General features: G+C 56.6%; 18 protein-coding genes. 3 read left to right on the top strand and 15 right to left on the bottom strand.

Features of this window, described 5'->3' with window-relative positions; translation table 11 throughout:
* Positions 1–48: 48 nt before the first annotated feature.
* The 7 genes from VNZ60_RS12700 to VNZ60_RS12670 all read right to left on the bottom strand — a co-directional run bounded on the left by VNZ60_RS12700 (position 49) and on the right by VNZ60_RS12670 (position 7,440).
* A complete protein-coding gene (locus VNZ60_RS12700; protein ID WP_325659659.1) occupies positions 49–1,350 on the bottom strand; it encodes a CpaE/TadZ family protein in 1,302 nt (433 codons plus the stop codon).
* A gap of 23 nt (positions 1,351–1,373) precedes the next feature.
* A complete protein-coding gene (locus VNZ60_RS12695; RefSeq protein ID WP_325659657.1) occupies positions 1,374–2,618 on the bottom strand; it encodes a type II and III secretion system protein family protein in 1,245 nt (414 codons plus the stop codon).
* A gap of 118 nt (positions 2,619–2,736) precedes the next feature.
* Complete coding sequence (gene cpaB / locus VNZ60_RS12690) at positions 2,737–3,750, bottom strand: Flp pilus assembly protein CpaB (RefSeq protein WP_325659655.1); 1,014 nt, start codon at positions 3,748–3,750, stop codon at positions 2,737–2,739.
* A gap of 162 nt (positions 3,751–3,912) precedes the next feature.
* The gene (locus tag VNZ60_RS12685) at positions 3,913–4,392 is read right to left on the bottom strand and encodes a TadE/TadG family type IV pilus assembly protein (protein ID WP_325659653.1); all 480 of its coding nucleotides are present in this window, start codon (positions 4,390–4,392) and stop codon (positions 3,913–3,915) included.
* A 79-nt stretch (positions 4,393–4,471) separates the two neighbouring features.
* Entirely contained in the window at positions 4,472–5,014 is a 543-nt protein-coding gene (locus VNZ60_RS12680) for an A24 family peptidase (RefSeq protein ID WP_325659651.1), read from the bottom strand.
* A gap of 68 nt (positions 5,015–5,082) precedes the next feature.
* Positions 5,083–5,283 (bottom strand): Flp family type IVb pilin, encoded by a 201-nt coding sequence (locus tag VNZ60_RS12675; RefSeq protein ID WP_325659649.1) that lies wholly within the window; start codon positions 5,281–5,283, stop codon positions 5,083–5,085.
* A gap of 507 nt (positions 5,284–5,790) precedes the next feature.
* Positions 5,791–7,440, bottom strand: a complete 1,650-nt coding sequence (locus VNZ60_RS12670) for a ShlB/FhaC/HecB family hemolysin secretion/activation protein (RefSeq protein WP_325659647.1) — start codon at positions 7,438–7,440, stop codon at positions 5,791–5,793.
* Here VNZ60_RS12670 and VNZ60_RS12665 point away from each other — a divergent pair.
* Positions 7,439–7,567 (top strand): hypothetical protein, encoded by a 129-nt coding sequence (locus VNZ60_RS12665; RefSeq protein WP_325659645.1) that lies wholly within the window; start codon positions 7,439–7,441, stop codon positions 7,565–7,567. The two genes, VNZ60_RS12670 and VNZ60_RS12665, sit on opposite strands and share 2 nt — an antisense overlap.
* A 172-nt stretch (positions 7,568–7,739) precedes the next feature.
* Here the strand turns inward: VNZ60_RS12665 and VNZ60_RS12660 are convergent, their stop codons facing one another.
* A complete protein-coding gene (locus VNZ60_RS12660; RefSeq protein WP_325659643.1) occupies positions 7,740–9,137 on the bottom strand; it encodes a collagen-like triple helix repeat-containing protein in 1,398 nt (465 codons plus the stop codon).
* Positions 9,138–9,506: 369 nt separating this feature from the next.
* Here VNZ60_RS12660 and VNZ60_RS12655 point away from each other — a divergent pair, with 369 nt between their 5' ends.
* A complete protein-coding gene (locus VNZ60_RS12655; RefSeq protein ID WP_325659641.1) occupies positions 9,507–10,421 on the top strand; it encodes a 5'-nucleotidase in 915 nt (304 codons plus the stop codon).
* Positions 10,422–10,465: 44 nt separating this feature from the next.
* Here the strand turns inward: VNZ60_RS12655 and VNZ60_RS12650 are convergent, their stop codons facing one another.
* Together VNZ60_RS12650 and VNZ60_RS12645 are read right to left on the bottom strand one after the other, a co-directional pair.
* Complete coding sequence (locus VNZ60_RS12650; protein WP_325659639.1) at positions 10,466–12,118, bottom strand: 3-(methylthio)propionyl-CoA ligase; 1,653 nt, start codon at positions 12,116–12,118, stop codon at positions 10,466–10,468.
* Between the two features lie 162 nt (positions 12,119–12,280).
* Positions 12,281–14,593, bottom strand: a complete 2,313-nt coding sequence (locus tag VNZ60_RS12645; RefSeq protein WP_325659637.1) for an NADP-dependent malic enzyme — start codon at positions 14,591–14,593, stop codon at positions 12,281–12,283.
* Positions 14,594–14,887: 294 nt separating this feature from the next.
* On the opposite strand from VNZ60_RS12645, the gene VNZ60_RS12640 reads away from it, so the two are divergent.
* Positions 14,888–16,066, top strand: coding sequence for an FAD-dependent oxidoreductase (locus tag VNZ60_RS12640; protein ID WP_325659635.1), 1,179 nt, complete (start codon positions 14,888–14,890; stop codon positions 16,064–16,066).
* 68 nt (positions 16,067–16,134) lie between these two features.
* Here VNZ60_RS12640 and recQ read toward each other — a convergent pair whose 3' ends face one another.
* From recQ to VNZ60_RS12615, 5 genes are all read right to left on the bottom strand, one after another.
* Positions 16,135–17,967: a DNA helicase RecQ gene (gene recQ, locus VNZ60_RS12635; RefSeq protein ID WP_325659634.1), complete on the bottom strand. Its 1,833-nt coding sequence runs from the start codon at positions 17,965–17,967 to the stop codon at positions 16,135–16,137.
* Positions 17,968–17,991: 24 nt separating this feature from the next.
* A complete protein-coding gene (locus tag VNZ60_RS12630; RefSeq protein ID WP_325659632.1) occupies positions 17,992–18,864 on the bottom strand; it encodes an undecaprenyl-diphosphate phosphatase in 873 nt (290 codons plus the stop codon).
* Between the two features lie 97 nt (positions 18,865–18,961).
* Positions 18,962–19,807, bottom strand: a complete 846-nt coding sequence (locus VNZ60_RS12625; protein ID WP_325659630.1) for an undecaprenyl-diphosphate phosphatase — start codon at positions 19,805–19,807, stop codon at positions 18,962–18,964.
* Between the two features lie 117 nt (positions 19,808–19,924).
* Positions 19,925–20,497: a DUF1439 domain-containing protein gene (locus VNZ60_RS12620; RefSeq protein ID WP_325659628.1), complete on the bottom strand. Its 573-nt coding sequence runs from the start codon at positions 20,495–20,497 to the stop codon at positions 19,925–19,927.
* 33 nt (positions 20,498–20,530) lie between these two features.
* Positions 20,531–20,785 carry a YkgJ family cysteine cluster protein gene (locus tag VNZ60_RS12615; RefSeq protein WP_325659709.1) on the bottom strand — a complete coding sequence of 85 codons (255 nt, stop codon included), beginning with the start codon at positions 20,783–20,785 and terminating at the stop codon, positions 20,531–20,533.
* Between the last annotated feature and the right edge of the window lie 122 nt (positions 20,786–20,907).

The raw sequence follows: 20,907 nt of genomic DNA, 5'->3' as shown, positions 1-20,907 counted from the left end.
CAAAACAGCGCTGCGCTTCACGCTTACATCGTGCTCAAATCGAGCTGCTCATTTCCGCAATAAAATCTTCGGAAGCCAACGCCCCACTCCCTGCTTGTGCGGCGCCGGCTCTTCATGGCTAAGCAAGCCATCGATCAAGCCGTCGACCGCCCTTACATAAGCATCGTGCGGTGCGACTTCATGCAGCAGCTTGCCGCGATTGGCACTGGCGGTCAGCTTCAACGTGCGCTCGGGCAAAGTGGCAAGCAAGGGTAACTTGAAGCGTTCGGCAATCTGGCTGGCGGCCATGCCGAAGCGATCGTCGTAACGGTTCACTACCAGATGCCGCTTGCCATCGTCAGGGTGACGGCCGTTCAGCTCTTGCAAAGTGCCTGCCAGGGATACCAGCGCGCCGACGCTTTGATCCGTCACCAGCCATACCTGGTCAGCGGCACCGGTCAGATTGGCAATGAATTCATGATTGGTGAAACCGCCCAGGTCGGCGATCAGGATATCGAAATACAAACGCAAGCGATCCAGCAAGGCCAGCGCGTCGTGGTGCGACACGGTACGCATCTCGTTCAAGCTGTGCGGCAGAGAAATCACGGTAACGCCGCCAGGGCTGCGTGGCAGCGCGGTGTGCACCAGCGTTTCGTCAAGACGGCGCAGATTGCGCACGGCTTCGGCGAAATCGAAATTGCCGCTGGCGCTCAGGTATAACTTGCCGTCGCCGGCAGGCAGGCCGAGATCGAGCAGCGCTACCCGGCTATCGCTCGCAGTCGGCTTGCCGCCATGGCCGGCATTGCGTTGTTGAATCATGTCGGCCAGATGCACCGCCAGCGTACTGCTGCCGATACCCGCACGCACTCCGAGCAAAGTCACCAGCTGGCCGCGCCTGACCGGAGCCGCCGCCCGCGCCGCTTTGGCCAGAACCCGCTGCACGACATCGCGTGCTTCATCTTCGGAAGCGCTGACATCGATAAAATCGCTGACGCCGGCGCGCAATGCGGCAATCGTCCCTTCGGGAAACTCTATGGAGCCGACTGCCACCAAGGGCAGGACTGGCAGTGTTTTACTCAATGCGCGCGCCAGTTCAATCGCATGTGCGGTGGTGCCGAGAGAGTCAATCGACAAGACGCCGACTTGATCGTTCACATGCTCGACGCCGGAAAAATCCAGCAATACCAGCAAGGGGTTGAGTTCGATTATGCGCGACACCAGTTCCGCCACCTCGGCTTTTTCCTGTAGCAAGCTGCCCCATTTACCAAGGGCGGCGCCCAGCCATTCCGCTTGCGTGCTGTTACGCGAGCAAAATACGAAACGGCTTAGCGCCGTCAGTTCGTTCAAAGCCTTGTTACGAGCATTCATCATGTAATCCAAAAAAGGTAAGTCGCTTATTTCGAAAATCCCGGCAACTCGTCCCTGCTCGCTCCTCCAAGCAGATAACTTCCCCACGCGGTACTCGCCGTATTGCGGCGCTCCTGGCTGTCGCCTGGCAGCGGCAATGGCACATTCTTGGCTATCGGCTGGACCACGTGTGGCGTGACTATGATTACCAGTTCTTTGTCGGACTGGCTATAACTGAGGTTGCGAAAAAAACTGCCGATGATGGGTAGATCGCCAAGTAATGGAATTTTGTTGACGTTGGATTTGGTGGTGCGTGAAACCAGGCCGCCGATGATGAAGCTTTCCCCATCGCCTAACTCAACCGTGGTGTCGGCACGCCGGGTGGTAATCGCCGGGATGGATATGCCATTGCTGATGATAGCGTTGCTATAGTCGATATCGCTGGCTTCCGGCGCGACTTTCAAGGCAATCCGCCCCTTGGCCAGTATGGTAGGCGACACCGTCAAGCCGATGCCGAAAGGTTTGTAGTCAACCGTGGTGGTGCCAAGGCCGCCGGACTGCGGAATAGGCAATTCGCCGCCAGCCAGGAAACTTGCGCTCTGACCGGAAAGCGCGGTCAATGACGGCTCTGCCAATACACGCGCCATGCCGTTGCCTTCGATCAGGCGCAGGTTACTGCTCAAGCTGTAACTGCCGCGGCTGAACTTGGTCAACAAACCGAATGCTTCCGATGCCGTCGACAGTCCGCCTTTAGAAGCAAGATTGCTGCCTAGATTAAAACTGAAATTGCCACGGTTCACGAGAAGCCCGAAATCAAAGCCGATTTCCTTCAATACTGATTTACTGAACTCGACAATCTTGACATCGATCTGCACAACGCTGCTGCTGTCGATGGTCGAGATGTCGAACACCTTGCCTTTACCTGCCGCGTCGACAGCAGCGGCACTGCTTTTGACGTGCTCCAGCAACGACGGCGACTGTCCGCTCACCACGCTGGTAGCACCGCGAACCTGCACTTGGGCGCCTCCCTTCCCTGCCAACGCTGCTTGCAGGTCGCCCTGCACCGTTACTCTCCAGGTAATGACCGGCGTGCCTTTGGCCCATGCGGTCACGGTAGTGGCGCCTGCCTTTTTCCCCACCAGAATCACACTACCGCTCTTACCGCCTGAACCGCGCACCATCAACACGTCCGCCACTTCCGGATCGGCTACGGCGATGCGTTCCAGCGTGCCTGCAACCGGCAAGCTCTGTTGTTCACGCATACCGAGCGTGATGTCCGTGGTGGCAGCCACGGAATATGCCGGGATTGCGCTTGCACTCAGTAACATCGGCAGAACTAGATCGTGAATTTTCATGAGTTGCGGTCAATCCTGTGTTTGATATAAGCCGGTCATTGAAAAAATCTTTGCGTCAAAAAGCTACCGACTCCCGCTGCGTGCCTCGAATTACCTCTACCGTCCCGGGAGTATTGGCGCCGTGCGCCTGCCCCATCCCTGATTGGGCAGCTACGTTATTGGCAAAAGGCTTGCGGCCCGACGCTGATTTGGCATCCCCAGCTAATCCATTCATCTCCATGCCGGCAAATGCCTGGTTGTCAGCTTGCTTCAATGCTAGTTGCTGATCGCGCGTCAGATCGTTTTTGCCGACGAGTACGACGGCTGGTGAGGGGAACAGCGCCGGATCAGGGATTGTTGCATCGCTGGGATTGCGCAATGCCAGCGTCAACTTGCCGTTCTGGGTTGCCAGCAGCAGCCGATTGACATCGGCTACCGGTGTTGCCAGCACTGCGGTGCGAGCGGCCTGCTGAGATTGCTGCGACGACTGCACCTGCGGACCCGGTTGCGATGTCTGCTGATTCGGCATCACTCCCGTGCTGCCGCCCGCGGTAGCGCTACCGATCACAGCCGCGCCATACGATAGAACTTGCACCCGCGACAGCAGCAAACGCGACTGCGTTTTTTCGATGTCCTGGCCTTGCTTGAGCGTGAAAAACACGTCCACATAATCGCCTGCCTGGACTCGATTGCCGGCGCCGGTAATTTCATCGACAGGAATCGCTATCGCCCGTTCGCCGTCCGCCAGTTTCACTGCCAGGCCGCTCGCCAGACCGCTTTCAGTAATCGGGGTACCGATGCCGATGCTGATCAAGGGAATTTTTCCGACCACCGAACTGGCCTGGCTAAACGCACCGGCGGGATTGATCGGCAAGGTCACCAGACTGATGTCGTCAGTGGCGATTGCCTTGCCCGCCGTCAGTTCATGCGCTGCTACCACCACCTCGTATTGTTTGGAGGTCTTGGCAACGGCTGCCGGCGCTGCGGATATCGTCGGTGGCGGCCGGCTGCCTAGCCACCAGGCTACAAACGCCAAGCCGAGCGCCGCCGCTACCAGTATTGCTGCAACAATTTTTGTCAGGTTATTCATGGCGTGTACCCGATGCCTATCCGAACCGGAAGATTGTTCAAAATGATTTCCATGTCAAATTCAAATCAGCAAAAGGGCGTCAGGCCGCTGGCTCACTGATTCATGAGCAATCAATAACTGACGCACTCAGCAGGCAAAGACGCAAATCCAGCGCGACCAACTTCAATTAATCTGTACCGTTGCCGAGCTTGCCAGCGTGGTGGGTATCGCCACATTCATTAGCGATCCCAGCAACAACGGCACTAGTGGCTTACTGCCATATGGATAGATAACTTTGACCGTAATGCATTGGGCAGTCGTGCCTGCCGGGAAAGCACAGGTTGCCGGTACCGGCAAGGGGCAAGTAGCAATTGGATTACCGCCGGCGTCGCTGCCCAGCCACTTAACGAGTTGTGTCGCAGTATTGCAGGCAATCGTGCCGCGATCCGCAGTGGTGTAGCGCAGCGCGGCGCGCGCACCTTCTTCTGCCGCGAGGGCCAAAGATTGCTGAGCCAGGAAAATCAGGACATAGGTAATGATCCCGTACAACAGTATGAAAAATACCGGGAATACCAATGCGAATTCTATTGCTGCAATACCGCGTTGGGCGTTGTTGCCATCCTCTATGTCGGGACGCGCCGCATATTTGTAGTTGTTATACATCCCTGCTCCCGATCTCTACCGCTGGATACGACCAGTGCATCGCCAACACCTGTCGCTGGCATGCATGTGCAAATATGCTTCACGTAAAACCTGGCGCCATTCCCGCGTTCTGGAGTCCGACCCAGCCTGCCGCCAAAGCCAGATAGGCGGCATAAGGAATACCAATCCGATTACCGCGCTTTTCCAGTACCCACTGAAAAAGCCGCCAGCGTGTCATGCGCGTCGCGACCAATTGCAGATTTGAAGCTATTCCCAGCCGCGACGAATAAAGTACTAGAGCGTGCATAGCGGCAATCAACGAAGCTATCAGAAAAATTGGCAGCAATGCTCCGAAGCCCAGGCAGAAACCAAGCACGGCAAAAAACTTGACATCGCCAGCGGCCATCGCTCTGAGCGCATAGAGCGGCAAAAAAAACGCCAGCCCGCCGGCCAAGCCAAATAACGCCCCCGACCATCCAATACCGTTTAGTCCCTTGCTCTGCAAGAAAAAACACATCAGCTGCAAAGCAATCGCGATCAGCAGAAAATTGTTGGGTACGCGACGGAACAGATAATCAGACAAAAAGATCACGGAGCAAAACAGCAGGAACGATAGCAACGAGAGAAAACTTGTATCCGGCATTTTTTGCTCCGTCCAACTAAATATTGAGAATAGTTGGGCTGCTCACGGCGTCCGATTGATCTCTATTTTTATGTGCCGATTGACGTGCCAAGATTGGTTAATTTCGTACCGATCTTGGTGAATATACCTTCCAAACCGGAGGTGCTATTCCCAGCCACAAGTGTGACGCCAACAACCACCGCCACTGCCACAAGTCCCGCGATCAACCCATACTCGATAGCAGTGACACCATCTTCGTCCCGAAGAAATTTCATTAATTTGACGTTCATTGTGTTCTCCTGAAGAAGCACCATCACGTTAAAGAAGCGGCTCTTTGCGTTGCAATACACTGCAAAACGATTTCACACTTTCCTGAAATAACGCCCCCTGACTTCAGACTACGCGGTATCAGCATAGCCTCGATTAAAAATTACCTCAAGATAAATTTTTCCCTTAAGAAACAGAATATTAGTAGAAAAAATCTAAATCGCTTTTCATAGGCGAACGTAACATTCAGCTTGAAATATTGTTTTATATCGTGAAAAAAACTTAATTCAAAACAAGGAAAAATTGTCCGATGGCGCATTAGAAACCTACTATCGGCACACATTTTTCATAGTTTTTCTCAACATAAAAATGCAGTTTTTCTTTGATGTTTGATCGCATAAGGTGGGGCGTTTATGGCTGCGCATAGCCGCTAGCCTCATCCGGCTGCAGCACGCCGTTAATTTAACGTCCGAAGTTGCGCGGCGGTAGACAGTCGGCCAATTCGCTGCCTATGAAAATTCAAGCACGCGTTAATCCAACTGATACGAATACATCGCGTTTACACGCCATGATCTCGAGCTTGAATTGACCGGAACGTCAGCCACCGGTTTTGCCAGCGACAAATCCAAGGTGTAGTAGCGACTGTCCGAAAAGCGTATGCCCAACGCAACAGAGCCCAGGGTGTCGTGAATTAAAGGACCTGCATTCGAGTACACTCGGGAATGGTCCACCAGAAAATATGGCTGCACCGATTTTAGATAGGTATAACTTAAGGGGAACAGCCGATTGATTTCGGCCGAGACGCCCCAGCCTTTATCACCGGCGACTTCACCGGCCGGATAGCCAAGACCAAACAATTTCCCGCCGAAGCCGATCTGCTCTGAAGTCGGCAAGATATTGCTGCTGTATTGCGTGCTGGCTGCCAGCGCGACGCCAAAGCCCCCTGGCAGCTGATTCGATTGCGCCGCCTGCAGCGTGACTCTGGTAAAGCCCAGATCGACGTTACTGTTCTCGCGTTTGGCGCCGAGCCCGTCCACTCCCTTATACACACCGACACTCAACTGACGCGTCTGCTGCCGTTTGTCCGGCCCTGTCTTGACATCGCTCCAGGCCGCTTCCGCGCTCAATACCCGCACTTGGGAACTGAGTTGGATCGACATCGGCGTGGCCGGCACCGAACGGGTGTACACCTGCTCGTTTTCAACCGCATATGCGCCGCCGGTGACAGTCAGGTTGTGCGTGTTATCGAGGATCACCGGATAGCTGAGGGAGCCGCCGGCGCGCACGGTTTTGGTCTGGTAGCGCGCCTGGAATTGCAGGTTTTCCAATGCCGAATTTTCCGGCTTGGCACGATAGTCGGACCAGTTCAGCCTGGCCAGCATGCCGTCATTGCCGATCGGCTGGACATAATTGATTGCATAATATTTTTCGTCCTGCGGTCCGCTCGGTTGCAGTGTGCTGACGGTCACTTGCTCGCCCAGCGGCGTCAAGCCATTGGCGCTGGCGGTCAGCAGTCCGCGAATGCCAGGTTGCCGGTAATCGGCGCCGACCCCGACCGTGATCGGCCGTCGTTTCACCGTCAGCACCATATCGGCGGCGCCGTCGGTAGTGGTCGGCGGCGCCACGTTAGCGACAATCTTGACTCCTGGCTGCAAACTCAGAATGCCGGCTACCCGCTCAAAAGTAGTCCGGCGTAACGGCCGATCTTGCTGCAACTGTTCGGCCACCCTCTTCAGGCGCTCTTCGCTGCCGCCAGGATTACCTTCAATCCTGACGTTCTTGACGTAGCCCTCGACCACCGTGACCACCACCACGTTATTCTCGAAACTCTGGGCCGGGATGAAGGCAAAGGAGAGCGGATAACCCTGATCCTGGTACATCTGCGTAACCTTGTTGGCGGCGGCCAGCAATTCGGCGACGGTGGTATCGCGGTTAGCCAGCGGCGCGAACTGCGCGGCAATCTGCTCAAACGGCAAGGTTTTAACGCCGGCGATCTGGAAACCCGATGGCGTCAGATGGCTTGCCAATAATTTTTGCAGTGCCGGATCGACCGCCTGGGTCTCGATATTGATAGTCACCGGCGCGCTTGGCGGCGCCTCGGCCTTAGGCAATGTGTCGGCCGGATTGCCTTGCAGCGGACTGCGCGCATCGGCATGGGCCGGTAAAGGATATGACGTCATGAGCCAACCAGCAGCACTGATCATGACCACCGCAGTGCCGCGGCAGCATTTCGATTTGGATAATGGCATGCAGCTACGGCTCTCGTTTGTTATCGACGGCAAAAGCTGTCTATTAATCGGGACCTGAAGTTATTATTAAATTACGGCAATAATTCATGCTGTGCAACTATTTTGTTGCCGCGTGCGTTGTCGCTCCATCTCTGTAATGGCTTGACTGTTTTGCCTGCGCTGTTTTGTTGTCCGCCCAAACAAAAAGGCCCTGGTAACAACCAAGGCCTTTTGCAAACTGCCGCCAGCGCTTATTTTTTTCCTGAACCACCCAGCAAGCCGCCCAGCAATCCAGTCACTGGAGCAGCACCTGAGCCACCGCTAGTTCCTGTGGCAACCGAGGAGGTCAAGCCAGCTACCAGATTGGTCACCGGGGCCAGCAGACCGCTTGCGCCGCCGCTTGTGCCTGGCGTTACTGCGCCACCCACACTACCCAATAAACCAGTCACGGGGGCTAATGGATTACCGGCGCTGCCGCCGGCGCCAGCCACGCCGCTCAAACCACCCAGCAAGCCGGTTACTGGAGCCAAAGGACCGCTACCGCCAGCACTGGCGCCGCCCACTGCGCCAGTCAAGCTGCCTAACAGACCGGTGACCGGAGCCAGAGGGCCGCTGCCGGCGCCGGCAGCCGCGCCGCTAAGGCTGCCGCTCAAGTTGTTCACCACGCCGACCACCGGCGCCAGCGGTCCGGTAACGGCGCCAATCAGCGCATTGTCAGCCGGTTGCACTATACCGCCGGTTTGATTTCCCAATACCGGCTGGCCGCTGCTGCTCACGCCGTCGGTGACCAGGCCGCCCAACAGATTACCGGTATTGCTCACCACCGGCCCGACATTGCTGACGACAGGCACGCCTGAATTAGTCAGACCGTTACCAAGGTTAGCGACGGTATTGCCAGCCACGGCCAGTAACAGATTGGACGGCTGATTCAGCGCAGTCGTATTGCCGACAGTTTGTAACAAGGTTCCGGAGGTGCTGCTCAAAGGCACGATCGCAGTGCTCGCCGCCTGCGTCACTTGCTGTACCGGGCCGGTGGTCAATGCTGTGGCAACTGTCGGCGCCACGGTGCCGCTGATGGCGTCGCCTACGGTACTGAGCAGGCCGCCAACCGGCGTGGTCACCGGCGCCAGGGCGCTAAGCGGGCCGCTGCTGCCGAGGCTGCTCACCGCTTGACCGCTGCTGCTCACGGTAGCGCCGACCTGAGCCACCACCCCGCCGGCGCTACCGGCCGTGATACCCAGCGGATCCTGCGCTGTGCCAATTTGCCCCAGGCCGTTGGTCAGGCCGCCACCCAGCACGGTGACGATGCCGCTGGCATTGTCAATCACGCCCTTCAATGCGGTCTTGCTAGCCGGAGATAATGGCAACTGGCTGACTATCGTGTTGCCAGCACCGTCTATCGCTGTGCCTACGCTCGCTACGATGCCGCCGGTATTCGAAAGTGCGTTGTTGGCTGGGGCCGGCGCTATAGGAGGGGGCGGTGTGTCTGGTGTAGTTGGGGTTGTCGGCGTAGTGCCGTGGCCAGTACTCGTTGCGCTACCGCCGCCGTTCAAATGGCTAAGTAAATCTCCGCCGCCGCTACAGCCGGCAAGCAATGCTGTCAGTAACACGGATGCCGCAAGCAACCCTCTTTGTGTCGATGCTTTCATGATCTATCTCCTTTTTTGATGAATCGGATAAAGCTATGCCTGCTCTCTTTCCGCAAAGAACATGCCAGCCGGAAACGGGCTCACAACAGCAATTTCCGCAGCTCGTCAATTTCCATAAAAAAGAAATAAATATGTTAATAATCAATGACTAACAGCAACTCCCTATGGTAAATCGGGAGAATATCCAGATACGTAACGCCGGGCGTTGATACGTAACATGTAACGTAACGGCGAGGAACACAGCTCGTTCAACAACACGAAAAATATTGCAAAAACAGCTACTTACATGCACTTCCTTGGCGACCAGTGGGGGACTTAACCAAGCGCCTATAATGAGCGCTCTCGATATTGACCTTAAGACCACCAACCATGCCGCAGTCTTTAGAAAATTTACTGGTAGTCGGGATTTCATCCCGTGCGCTATTTGATCTGGAAACCGAAGAGGCGATCTTTCGGCAGCAGGGGCTGGAAGAATATCGGCGCCACCAGTTGCTCAACGAAAATCAGATTCTCAAGCCCGGGGCCGGTTTCGCCTTGGTAAAAGCGTTGCTGAAACTGAACCGCCTGAGTGGCCAGCGTTTCGTAGAAGTAGTCGTGATGTCGCGCAATTCCAGCGAAACCTCGATGCGCATCTTCAACTCGATCAAGCACTACGATCTCGACATCACGCGCGCGGTGCTGTCTGGCGGCGCTTCACTGGCGCCGTATCTGCAAGCCTTCAATGTCAGCCTGTTTTTATCCTTGCATGAGGACGACGTGCAAGCCGCCGTCAATTCCGGCACGGCGGCGGCGCTGCTGTATCAGAAGCCCGAGAACGCTCTGGACGAACTGGAGCAGATTCGTATCGCCTTCGACGGCGACGCCGTGATTTTTTCGGATGAGTCGGAAAAGATATATCAGACCGAGGGGATTGAAGCATTTGAAAAACACGAACGCGAAAATGCCTTGCTGCCGTTGCCGCAAGGTCCGTTTGCGCGGCTGTTGCTGGCCTTGTCCTACATTCAGAATAACTTCAAGAACCCCGACGGGCGCGCAGCCCCTATCCGTACAGCGCTGGTCACGGCGCGTTCATCGCCGGCCCATGAACGCGTGATTCGTACCTTGCGCGCCTGGGATGTGGCGATCGACGAAACCTTCTTCATGGGCGGCATCGTCAAATCCGATGTGCTGGCGGCCTTCAAGCCGCACATGTTTTTTGACGACCATCCCGATCATTGCGATCGCGCTGCCAACAAAGTGCAAACCGGGCGGGTGCCGTGGAAACAGTCGCGTGAATTTGAATAAATCGGTTTGAACGAATCCGCACACCCTCCCGCTGGCCCTGGACTTCAAGCGGTCGGCAAGACATATCCTTTGAACTGTTCGCGTAATTTGTTTTTCAACAGTTTGCCGGTGGCGCCCAGCGGCAAGGCGTCGACAAATGCGACATCGTCAGGGGTCCACCATTTGGCGATCTTGCCTTCAAAAAATTTCAGCAGTTGCTCGCGACTCACCTCCGTGCCTGGCTTGCGGACTACCACCAGCAACGGCCGCTCGTCCCACTTCGGATGAAAAATCCCGATACAGGCGGCCATTTGCACTGCCGGATGGGCCATCGCGATATTTTCCAGAGCTATGCTGCTGATCCACTCACCGCCGGACTTGATCACGTCCTTGCTGCGATCGGTTATCTGCATGTAACCGTCGCCGTCGATGGTGGCCACGTCGCCGGTGGGAAACCAACCGTCCTGCAACACCGCCCCGCCCTCGTTCTTGAAATAGCTATCGATAATCCACGGCCCCTTGACCAGCAGATTGCCGTAAGTTGCGCCATCCCACGGCAACGCATTACCGGCGTCGTCGACAATCTTCATGTCGACGCCATAGATCGCATGCCCCTGCTTTTGCAACAGCAATTCCTGCTCCGCTAGCGGCAAGGACAAATGCCTGGTTTGCAAGGTACAAGTGGTGCCCAATGGCGACATTTCCGTCATGCCCCAGGCGTGCACCACCTCGACGTCATAACGATGGCGCAAGCTCTGCATCATCGTCGGCGGACAAGCGGAACCGCCGATGATGGTGCGCTTGAAGCTGGAGAATTTCAGCTTGTTTTGATCCATATACGCCAGCAAACCAAGCCATACGGTCGGCACGCCGGCTGAGAACGTGACTTGCTCCTGCTCGAACAACTCATACAGGGATTTGCCGTCCAGTGCGGGGCCAGGAAACACCATTTTGGCGCCGGTGAGCGGTACCGAGTAAGGCAAGCCCCAGGCGTTGACATGAAACATCGGCACCACCGGCAGCACGGCGTCGCGCCCGGATATGTTCATGCTGTCCGGCATGGTCGACGCCAGGGAATGCAATACGGTCGAGCGATGCGAGTACAGCGCGCCTTTGGGATTGCCGGTGGTGCCCGAGGTATAACACAGGCTGGAAGCAGAATTTTCATCAAACAACGGCCAGTCGTAGTCATCCGGGCTGGCCTCCAGCAATGCTTCATAGCACAACAGATTCGGCAGCTTGCTGTCTTGCGGCATATGCTCGGGGCCGCACATGGCGATGTAGCCTTTGATGCTCTTGGCCAGCGGCGCCACCGCCTCGACCAGCGGCAGGAAGCAGACATCGAACAGCAGGTATTGGTCTTCGGCGTGGTTGGCGATATAGCCGATCAAGTCCGGATGCAAGCGCGGATTGATGGTGTGCAGCACCGCCCCTGAACCGGATACCGCGTAATACGCCTCCATATGCCGATAGCCGTTCCAGGCCAGCGTGGCAACCCGCTCGCCCATCTTGACTCCAAGCCCGGTCAAGACATTTGCGAGCTGGCGTGCGCGTCTGTGGCAATCGCGGTAGGTATAGCGATGCAGGTCGCCTTCAACCCGGCGTGAAACGATTGCATTGCTGCCAAAATGGCGATCGGCATGCTGGATGATGCTGGAGATGAGCAGTGGCTGGCCCATCATCTGTCCCATCAAGGGACTCTTGGCGTACTGTGACATCGCATCTCCTGATTTTGTAATGAATACGTCTTTTTTTATGAAACAGCGTACTCACGATAATCCGGGATGGCATGCGTGTCAAAAACAAAAAGCCCTGTGTTACCGCCGATCATCTGGCGGTAACACAGGGCTTCTATTCTTCCGGCTGCTGATAGCTAGATTTTAGCGCGCCGAAATCGCATCCACCACGCACAACGCAGTCATATTGACGATACGGCGCACGGTTGCCGACGGCGTCAGGATATGCACGGGCTTGGCGCAACCCAGCAAAATGGGTCCAACTGCAACGCCGTTGCCAGAGGTATTCTTGAGCAGGTTGTAAGCGATGTTGGCGGCGTCGATATTAGGCATCACCAGCAGGTTGGCGTCGCCCTTCAAAGTTGAGTCCGGCATCACTTTTCTCAACAACTCGGCATCCAGCGCGGTATCGCCGTGCATTTCACCGTCGACCTCCAGATCCGGCGCGCGCTCCTTGATGATCGCCAGGGCATTCCGCATTTTTTGCGCTGAAGCGCTGTTGCTGGTGCCGAAGTTGGAATGCGACAGCAAGGCTGCCCGTGGCTTGATGCCGAAGCGCAGCATTTCTTCCGCCGCCAGGATGGTGATCTCCGCCAGTTGCTCGGCAGTCGGATCTTCGTTGACATGGGTATCGACCAGCACCAATTGACGATTCGACAGAATCAGCGCATTCATCGCTGCATAGACATTTACGCCTTCGCGTCGGCCCAGCACCTTGTCGATATAGTTCAGATGCAGGTTGGTGGTGCCATAGGTGCCGCAGATCATGCCGTCGGCATGGCCCTTGTGGATCGCCATCGAACCGATCAGGGTATGGCGGCGGCGCATTTCTAGCTTGGCGTACTGCTCGGTCACGCCCTGACGCTTGGTCATCGCCAGGAAAGTTTGCCAGTAATCGCGATAGCGCTCGTCGAAATCCGGATTGATGACTTCAAAATCGACATCGGCTTTCAGACGCAGGCCGAAACGTTCGATACGCTGTTGCAGCACCGCCGGACGGCCGACCAGGATCGGCCGCGCCAGGTTTTCATCGACCACTACCTGCACCGCGCGCAGGACGCGCTCTTCTTCGCCCTCAGCATACACAATCCGCTTCTTCTCGGCCGGCGTCTTCTTGGCGACCTGGAACAGCGGCCGCATGAAAGTACCGCTGCGATAAACGAATTGCTGCAGCTTGTCGATATAGGCTTCCATATCCTGGATCGGACGGCTGGCCACGCCGGACGCCTCGGCGGCCTTGGCGACTGCCGGCGCGATCTTGATCATCAGACGCGGATCGAACGGCTTTGGAATGATGTATTCAGGTCCGAACGACAGGTTGGTGATGCCGTAGGTAGTGGCGACGATGTCCGATTGTTCGGCTTGGGCCAGCTCGGCAATCGCATGCACCACCGCAATTTCCATCTCACGCGTGATGGTGGTAGCGCCGCAATCGAGGGCGCCGCGGAAAATGTAGGGGAAGCACAGGACGTTGTTAACCTGGTTCGGATAGTCCGAACGGCCGGTCGCCATGACGGCGTCGTCACGCACCGCCTTGACTTCTTCCGGCAGGATTTCAGGAGTCGGATTAGCCAGCGCCAGCACCAGCGGCCGTGGTCCCATCGTCTTCACCATGTCTTGCTTGAGCACGCCGCCAGCTGACAGGCCGAGGAAAATATCGGCGCCAGGAATCAGTTCGGCCAGCGTGCGGGCATCGGTTTCGCGCGCGAAGCGCAGCTTGTCCGGATCCATCAGCTCGGTGCGGCCCTTATAGACCACGCCGGCCAGATCGGTCACAAAAATATTTTCAATCGGGAAGCCGAGATCGACGATCAGGTCGAGGCAAGCCAGCGCGGCGGCGCCGGCGCCGGAGACCACCATCTTGCAGTTCTTGATGTCTTTGCCGACTACCTTCAGACCGTTCAGGATCGCGGCGCCGACGATGATGGCAGTGCCATGCTGATCGTCATGAAAGACCGGGATCTTCATGCGATCGCGCAGTTTGCGCTCGATCTCAAAACACTCCGGAGCTTTGATGTCTTCCAGGTTGATGCCGCCGAAGGTCGGCTCCAGCGAGGCGATGATGTCGCACAGTTTCTCTGGGTCGTGTTCGTTGATTTCAATATCGAAGACATCGATGCCGGCAAATTTCTTGAACAGCACGCCCTTGCCTTCCATCACCGGCTTCGACGCCAGCGGGCCGATATTGCCCAGTCCAAGAACGGCGGTGCCGTTGGTGATGACGGCGACCAGGTTGCCGCGCGCCGTGTAGCGGAAGGCATTGGCCGGATCGGCCACGATTTCCTCGCATGCAGCAGCGACACCGGGCGAATAAGCCAGCGCCAGATCGCGCTGGTTAGTCAGTAATTTGGTTGGTGTGACGCTGATTTTCCCCGGGGTCGGAAACTCGTGATACTCAAGCGCAGCTTGACGCAATTGTTGGCGAAGCTCTTCTTTTTTATCGATCATCGAATCCATATGCGTCTGTCCCCAAGGCTAACAAGTGAAAGTCTTCGATTTTATCAGACTGCATGCATCCAACTATGCGAATTTCGCATCGTGAATAACGATTTCATACAATTATTTATAAAAACTATTTAATTTAATAAAGTGAAACATAAAAACTATCGATAATATGCCGACGAATATGCCGACAATAGCCCTTACTGTAAAATTAGCCGCCGCACAGCCGCGCAATGCAATTGCGCCGGCTCGCACTCCACATCAGATAGCGCATTCATCATCACCGCCAACCATCCTTCAGGACATTCAATGAAACCCATCATCATCATCGGCGCCGGCATGGCTGCCTATACTCTGGCGCGTGAAGTACGCAAGCTGGACAAGACAGCCGCGTTGCTGATCATTACGGCTGACGATGGCGGTTTCTATTCCAAGCCGATGTTGTCGAACGCCTTCGCGCAAAAAAAACTGGCGGCGCAACTGGTCTCGCAAAGCGCAGTGCAAATGGCTGAACAGATAGGCGCCAATATCATGACCCAAACCCGGGTCAACAGCATCGATACCGCTGGCAAGGTGGTCGACTCCAGCAACGGCGCTTTCGAATACCGGCAGCTGGTGATCGCCGTCGGCGCCCAGCCGATCCGCTTGAACCTGGCCGGCGACGCCGCCGACCGCGTGCTGTCGGTCAACCACATCGACGATTACGCTACCTTCCGCGCCAAGCTGCTGCCCGATCAGCAAGCTTCGGCCCGGGTTGCCATTCTCGGCGCCGGCCTGATCGGCTGCGAATTTGCCGACGATCTCGCTGCGCATGGCCACACGGTGACGCTGATCGACCCCAACCCCTTGCCATTGGCAGCGCTGGCGGCGCCGGCTTTATCGCAAGGTTTGCAAACCGCGCTGAGCGGCCGTGGCATAAGCCTGCAGCTTGGCGCTACTGCCAGCAGCATCGACCATGCCGAGGGCGCGATCAAGATCACCTTATCGAACGACGAAGTGGTGATTGCCGATGTGGTCTTGTCTGCCGTCGGCCTGCGTCCCGATCTGGCTCTGGCGCAAGCAGCGCAATTGGCTACCGGCCGCGGCATCATGGTTGACGCACATGGCCGCACTAGCGCGGCCGACGTGTACGCACTCGGCGATTGCGCCGAGTATCGGGTCGACAGCGAAGGCCGCACCAGCCCGCTGCCATACATCGCGCCGATCCTGACCGCTGCCCGCGCGATTGCCAAGACCTTGAGCGGCGAAGATACCGAGATTGATTTGAAACATTCGCCGGTGATCGTCAAAACCCCTAGCTATCCGCTGGCACTGGTGCCGCCGCCGTTGCATGCCGTGACTGCCGGCCGCTGGGAAACAGAACAGGATGGCGCGACCACTATTTGCCGTTTCTTTGACGCCCAGGGCGTGATGGTGGGTTTTGGGGTAGCGCCGCAAGAAGCGAAAATCAGGCAAGCCTTGATGGCGGCCTTGGGTACTACTGTTTAAATGAATAATGGTTTAGCGGCGCTGCTGATGAGCGCCGCTGAAGCCGTCACTGCGGCGTACCTACAACATCACGCAAACTCGGCAATCAGCTCCACAATTTCCGCACCATAAGTCTCCAGCTTCTTTTCACCGACGCCGCTGACGCCGCGTAAGTCGTCCAGAGAAGCCGGTTGCGCCTTGGCGATTTCACGCATGGTGGCGTCGTGGAAGATGACGTAAGCGGGCACGTTGTGCTTGCGTGCAGTCTCGACCCGCCACCAGCGCAACTTCTCGAAAATCGCCTGTTCCAGCGTCGACAGATCGGTTTCGACATAACCCTTGGGTTTGCTGCCGCTACGTTTCTGCTTAACCGGTTTCTGGTACTGCCGCAACTGCACCGGCTGCTCGCCGCGCAACACCGGCCGCGCCGCATCGGTCAGCTTCAGCGCGCTATAGGCTTCGTGGTCGACCGTGATCAGGCCGAGCGCAATCGATTGCCGCAAGATCGCCCGCCATTCGGCTTCGCTGCGATCGCTGCCGATGCCAAAAGTCGAGAGTTGATCGTGACGCCATTGCTTGATCTTGTCGGAATCCATGCCGCGCAAGACATCCATCACATGCATCGCACCGAAACGCTGGTCAACCCGGTAAATTGTCGACAGCAGTTTTTGCACCACCACTGTCGCATCGAATGACACCGGCGGACTCATGCAGGTATCGCAATTGCCGCAACGCTCGGAACCCTGGCCGAAATAGTCCAGCAAACGCACACGGCGGCAATGCAGGGTTTCGCACAGCCCCAGCATCGCATCCAGCTTGACGCCCAGCACGCGCTTGAAGGTTTCGCCCGCCTCGGACTCATCGATCATGCGCCGCTGCTGCACCACGTCTTGCAAGCCATAAGCCATCCAGGCATTGGCGGGGCCGCCATCACGGCCGGCGCGACCGGTTTCCTGGTAATAGCCCTCTATGCTCTTCGGCAAATCCAGATGCGCGACAAAACGCACATCCGGCTTGTCGATGCCCATGCCGAAAGCGATGGTGGCCACCATCACGATGCCGTCCTCGCGCAGGAAGCGGCCTTGATTCTTGGTCCGTTGCGCGTAATCCATGCCGGCGTGATAGGGCAAGGCTTGAATCCCTTGCTGCCCCAGGAATTCAGCGGTTTCCTCGACCTTCTTGCGCGACAGGCAATACACGATGCCGGCGTCGCCGACATGCTCGCTTTGAATGAAATCGAGCAGTTGCTTGCGGCCGTTGGCTTTTTCAACAATCTGATAGCGGATATTGGGGCGGTCGAAGGAGGAAACGAAGCGCGCGCCCTGCTCCAGTTGCAAGCGCAACGCAATTTCCTCGCGGGTCTGCTGATCGGCGGTGGCCGTCAGCGCAATCCGCGGCACTTGCGGAAAACGCTCGTGCAAGATCGATAGCTTGATGTATTCCGGCCGGAAATCATGCCCCCATTGCGATACGCAATGCGCTTCATCAATCGCGAACAAAGCGATCTTCGACGATTCCAGCAACTCCAGGCAACGCGGCGTCAGCAAACGCTCCGGCGCCACATACACCAGATCGAGATCGCCGTTGCGTACGCGGCGTTCAATCTGGGAAGCCTCTTCATAAGTTTGCGTCGAATTCAAGAAGGCCGCGCGCACCCCGACTTCGGCCAGCGCGTCGACCTGATCCTGCATCAGCGCGATCAACGGCGACACCACCACGCCGACGCCGTCTCGCAACAATGCCGGGATCTGGTAACACAGCGACTTGCCGCCGCCGGTCGGCATCAGCACCAGCGCATCGCCGCCGTTGGCTACATGGCTGACAATCTCAGCCTGTTGGCCACGAAAAGATGGATAACCGAATACCGTTTGCAGTATATGCAGTGCTTGCGGATCGGAACTTGCGGCGGCTGAATGTGGCATTAAATAAACTTGGTCCGACGTTGATTAATTAAGAAAACCGTTGTGCACGGCGACCAGAAGGAAAATCCCGAGGGCAATCCGATACACGATGAATGGCCAGGTCGAGAATTTCTCCAGGAATTTCATCAAACCCCAGATCGCGCCAAAAGCCGAAATGCTGGCAACCACCAGACCGAAAATCAACAACATCCAGGTCTCCAGCGGCATGTGCAAATGGAACAGCACCAGCAGCTCTTTCAAGCCGGCCAAAGCGATCGCCGGCAGACCGAGCAGGAAAGAAAAGCGTGCGGCTTCTTCTCGCTTGAAATTGAGGAACAAGGCGGCAGTCAGGGTCGAACCGGAACGCGAGACACCCGGAATCAACGCCCCCACCTGCGCCAGGCCGACGATCAAGGCGTCGCGCAGGCGCATCTCGCCGACAGTGCGGCGATGGCGGCAACTCAGCTCGGCAATTGCCAGCAGCACACCCATGGCAATACAAGCGTAACCAATCACGCTCAGGCTGCGCAGCGGCGAGCCGCAGGCGTTCAATACAGGCGCAAGAGCCAGGCCGGCAATGCCGATCGGGATCGTTGCCAGGATGATCGCCACCCCGAGACGGAACGATGGACTGCTGAAATTGCGTTCGCGCACTGCTGCGATGCTGCCGACAGTCACTTCACGCACGTCGCGCCAGAAGTAGCTGACCACCGCGGCCAGCGCCGCCAATTGCATCGCCGCTGAAAATGCCGAACCCGGATCGTGCCAGCCAAGTATCGCGGGAACAATACGCATATGCGCGGTGGAAGAAATCGGCAATAACTCAGAGATGCCCTGAATCACGCCCAGGATCGCGACCTGCACATAGTCTAGCGATGCAAACCCGATATCGGTACCAGCGGAACATACACTTGCCACAGCATTCTCCTGCTCAAAATTGGATAAAACGGTTTTTAAAATAAAAATAACTCTAATAACTCTTCTGCGGGCCGGATGCGTGCTCAGTGAGTCCAGCTCAGTGAGTCCAATCCACCCAGCCGGTATAACCGGTCACGATCACAACCAGTCCAAACACAATCCGATACCACGCAAACACGGTGAAATCATGGCTGCTGATATAACGCAGCAACCAGCGCACGCACAGGAATGCCGAGACAAATGCCGCTACGGTGCCGATCGAAAACAAGGGGATATCGGCCGCCGAAAGCAATGCGCGATCCTTATACAGGGAATAAATTGTGGCGGCAAACAGCGTGGGAATTGCCAGAAAAAATGAGAATTCGGTAGCCGCCTTGCGCGACAGGCCAAACATCATGCCGCCGATAATCGTTGCGCCGGAACGGCTGGTGCCGGGAATCAGCGCAAACGCCTGGGCAATACCTATCTTCAATGCATCCAGCGCACTCATGTCATCCACCGATTCGACCCTGGCGACCCGATTGCCATTATTGTTGCGGCGCTCAACCCAGAGGATGATGAAGCCGCCGATGATCAGTGCAATCGCCACCGGCAAAGGAGCAAACAATTTTTCCTTGATCATCTTGCTGAACAACAGCCCCAGGATCGCCGCCGGCACAAAAGCGATGATCAGATTGACCACCAGCTTGCGCGCCCTGGCGTCGTCAGGCAGGCCGCGCCAGACTGCAGCGATGCGGGCGCGGTACTCCCAGCACACGGCGAAAATCGCGCCGGCCTGGATGGCGATCTCGAACACTTCAGCCTTTTCACGCGTGATGTCGGCGGTAAAATTCAGCAAGCTGCCGGCAAGAATCAAGTGACCTGTCGATGAGATTGGCAGAAATTCGGTGAATCCCTCGACCAGGCCCATGATAAGTACTTTTAACGCGAGAATAATATCCATGTAGTGAGGGAGTAGAAAGAGCAAGGACGGCAAGGAAAGCAAGGAAATCAAGCGCCGGGGCGAATCATACCGCCCTGGCTGTCGTAGTGTTGCGAGTGTTTTCTTAAAACCAAGGGGCTATTTTACCGGTTCAAAGGTAACCACCAGGTTTTCCGGCCTGGTGCCGATTTTGGTCGGCATAAAAGCGACGCCGGCGTAACGCAGGTCTTCCGGCTTGAAGGTATACAGCGGCAGGTTGGTCAGCAATTGACGCGCCAGCAGATTGCCGATCTGCGTAACTTGCGCGGCGTAGGTATCGTCCAGGCCGTTAAGCATCAGGCGATCCAGTTTCGGCTCTTGCAATATCACCGCATTGTGCGGGTTGTCCAGGATCAGCACGCCCGAAATCGCCATCTTGCCGCTCCACGATTTGCCTAGCAACGGCATGGTCACTGTTACATCGGTTGCCATCGACAAGCGATTCTGCTCAGGCGGCAAACTCAGTTGGGCCTGGTTGGCGGTAATCTCGAACAGGCCCAGATAACGCTGGGAAAATGGCAGGCGCTTATCCACCGATTGCTGTAGTTTGGCCAACGGGAATTCGACATCGCGCGGTCCGATCAGGGCCGCGCAGGATGATAACAATAGCGTGTTCAGCAATGCCAATAAGACAAGCACAAGCTTGCCGGGAGTGATTTTTTTTGCATGCATGGGATTTTTCCTTGTTCAGTCAACAGACTGACTCTATATAGCGGTCAATCGTTCCAGCTGCGTCAGGTAATGCATGGCATCCGCTCGAGAACTGCCGCACATATCCGCTGCCGGCTTCAGGCTGGCGCAAACCGCGGGACGATCGGGACTGCCGAAAATCCGGCAAAGATTGGCCTGGTCCAGCTGGACGCAGCGGACACCCGCCGGCTTGCCGTCGGGCATACCAGGGATGGCCGACGAAATTGACGGCGCCGTACAGCAGGCGCCGCAATCCGGACGGCAAGAGATGCTTTGGGCGCTCACGCTCCGCCCTTACTAACTAATGGTTTTTTTGAAAACATGTGCGATGTGTTTTTTACAAGCATGCTGAATCGATAACAATACCGATTTAACCGAAGGCCAGATTCTAC

The sequence above is a fragment of the Collimonas sp. genome, assembly GCF_035566375.1.
In the GTDB taxonomy this organism is placed as follows: Bacteria; Pseudomonadota; Gammaproteobacteria; order Burkholderiales; family Burkholderiaceae_D; genus Collimonas.
The sequence above is the reverse complement of the archived record's forward strand: the minus strand, read 5'-3'. Positions and strand labels throughout refer to the sequence as shown.

Excerpts from the sequence above, each read along its gene's own strand:
- VNZ60_RS12670 (WP_325659647.1), bottom strand. The coding sequence starts at position 7,440 with ATGACGTCATATCCTTTACCGGCCCATGCCGATGCGCGCAGTCCGCTG.
- cpaB (WP_325659655.1), bottom strand. The coding sequence starts at position 3,750 with ATGAATAACCTGACAAAAATTGTTGCAGCAATACTGGTAGCGGCGGCG.
- VNZ60_RS12660 (WP_325659643.1), bottom strand. The coding sequence starts at position 9,137 with ATGAAAGCATCGACACAAAGAGGGTTGCTTGCGGCATCCGTGTTACTG.
- VNZ60_RS12700 (WP_325659659.1), bottom strand. The coding sequence starts at position 1,350 with ATGATGAATGCTCGTAACAAGGCTTTGAACGAACTGACGGCGCTAAGC.
- VNZ60_RS12665 (WP_325659645.1), top strand. The coding sequence starts at position 7,439 with ATGAGCCAACCAGCAGCACTGATCATGACCACCGCAGTGCCGCGGCAG.
- VNZ60_RS12675 (WP_325659649.1), bottom strand. The coding sequence starts at position 5,283 with ATGAACGTCAAATTAATGAAATTTCTTCGGGACGAAGATGGTGTCACT.
- VNZ60_RS12620 (WP_325659628.1), bottom strand. The coding sequence starts at position 20,497 with ATGCATGCAAAAAAAATCACTCCCGGCAAGCTTGTGCTTGTCTTATTG.
- VNZ60_RS12640 (WP_325659635.1), top strand. The coding sequence starts at position 14,888 with ATGAAACCCATCATCATCATCGGCGCCGGCATGGCTGCCTATACTCTG.
- VNZ60_RS12680 (WP_325659651.1), bottom strand. The coding sequence starts at position 5,014 with ATGCCGGATACAAGTTTTCTCTCGTTGCTATCGTTCCTGCTGTTTTGC.
- VNZ60_RS12650 (WP_325659639.1), bottom strand. The coding sequence starts at position 12,118 with ATGTCACAGTACGCCAAGAGTCCCTTGATGGGACAGATGATGGGCCAG.
- recQ (WP_325659634.1), bottom strand. The coding sequence starts at position 17,967 with ATGCCACATTCAGCCGCCGCAAGTTCCGATCCGCAAGCACTGCATATA.
- VNZ60_RS12655 (WP_325659641.1), top strand. The coding sequence starts at position 9,507 with ATGCCGCAGTCTTTAGAAAATTTACTGGTAGTCGGGATTTCATCCCGT.
- VNZ60_RS12685 (WP_325659653.1), bottom strand. The coding sequence starts at position 4,392 with ATGTATAACAACTACAAATATGCGGCGCGTCCCGACATAGAGGATGGC.
- VNZ60_RS12645 (WP_325659637.1), bottom strand. The coding sequence starts at position 14,593 with ATGGATTCGATGATCGATAAAAAAGAAGAGCTTCGCCAACAATTGCGT.
- VNZ60_RS12625 (WP_325659630.1), bottom strand. The coding sequence starts at position 19,807 with ATGGATATTATTCTCGCGTTAAAAGTACTTATCATGGGCCTGGTCGAG.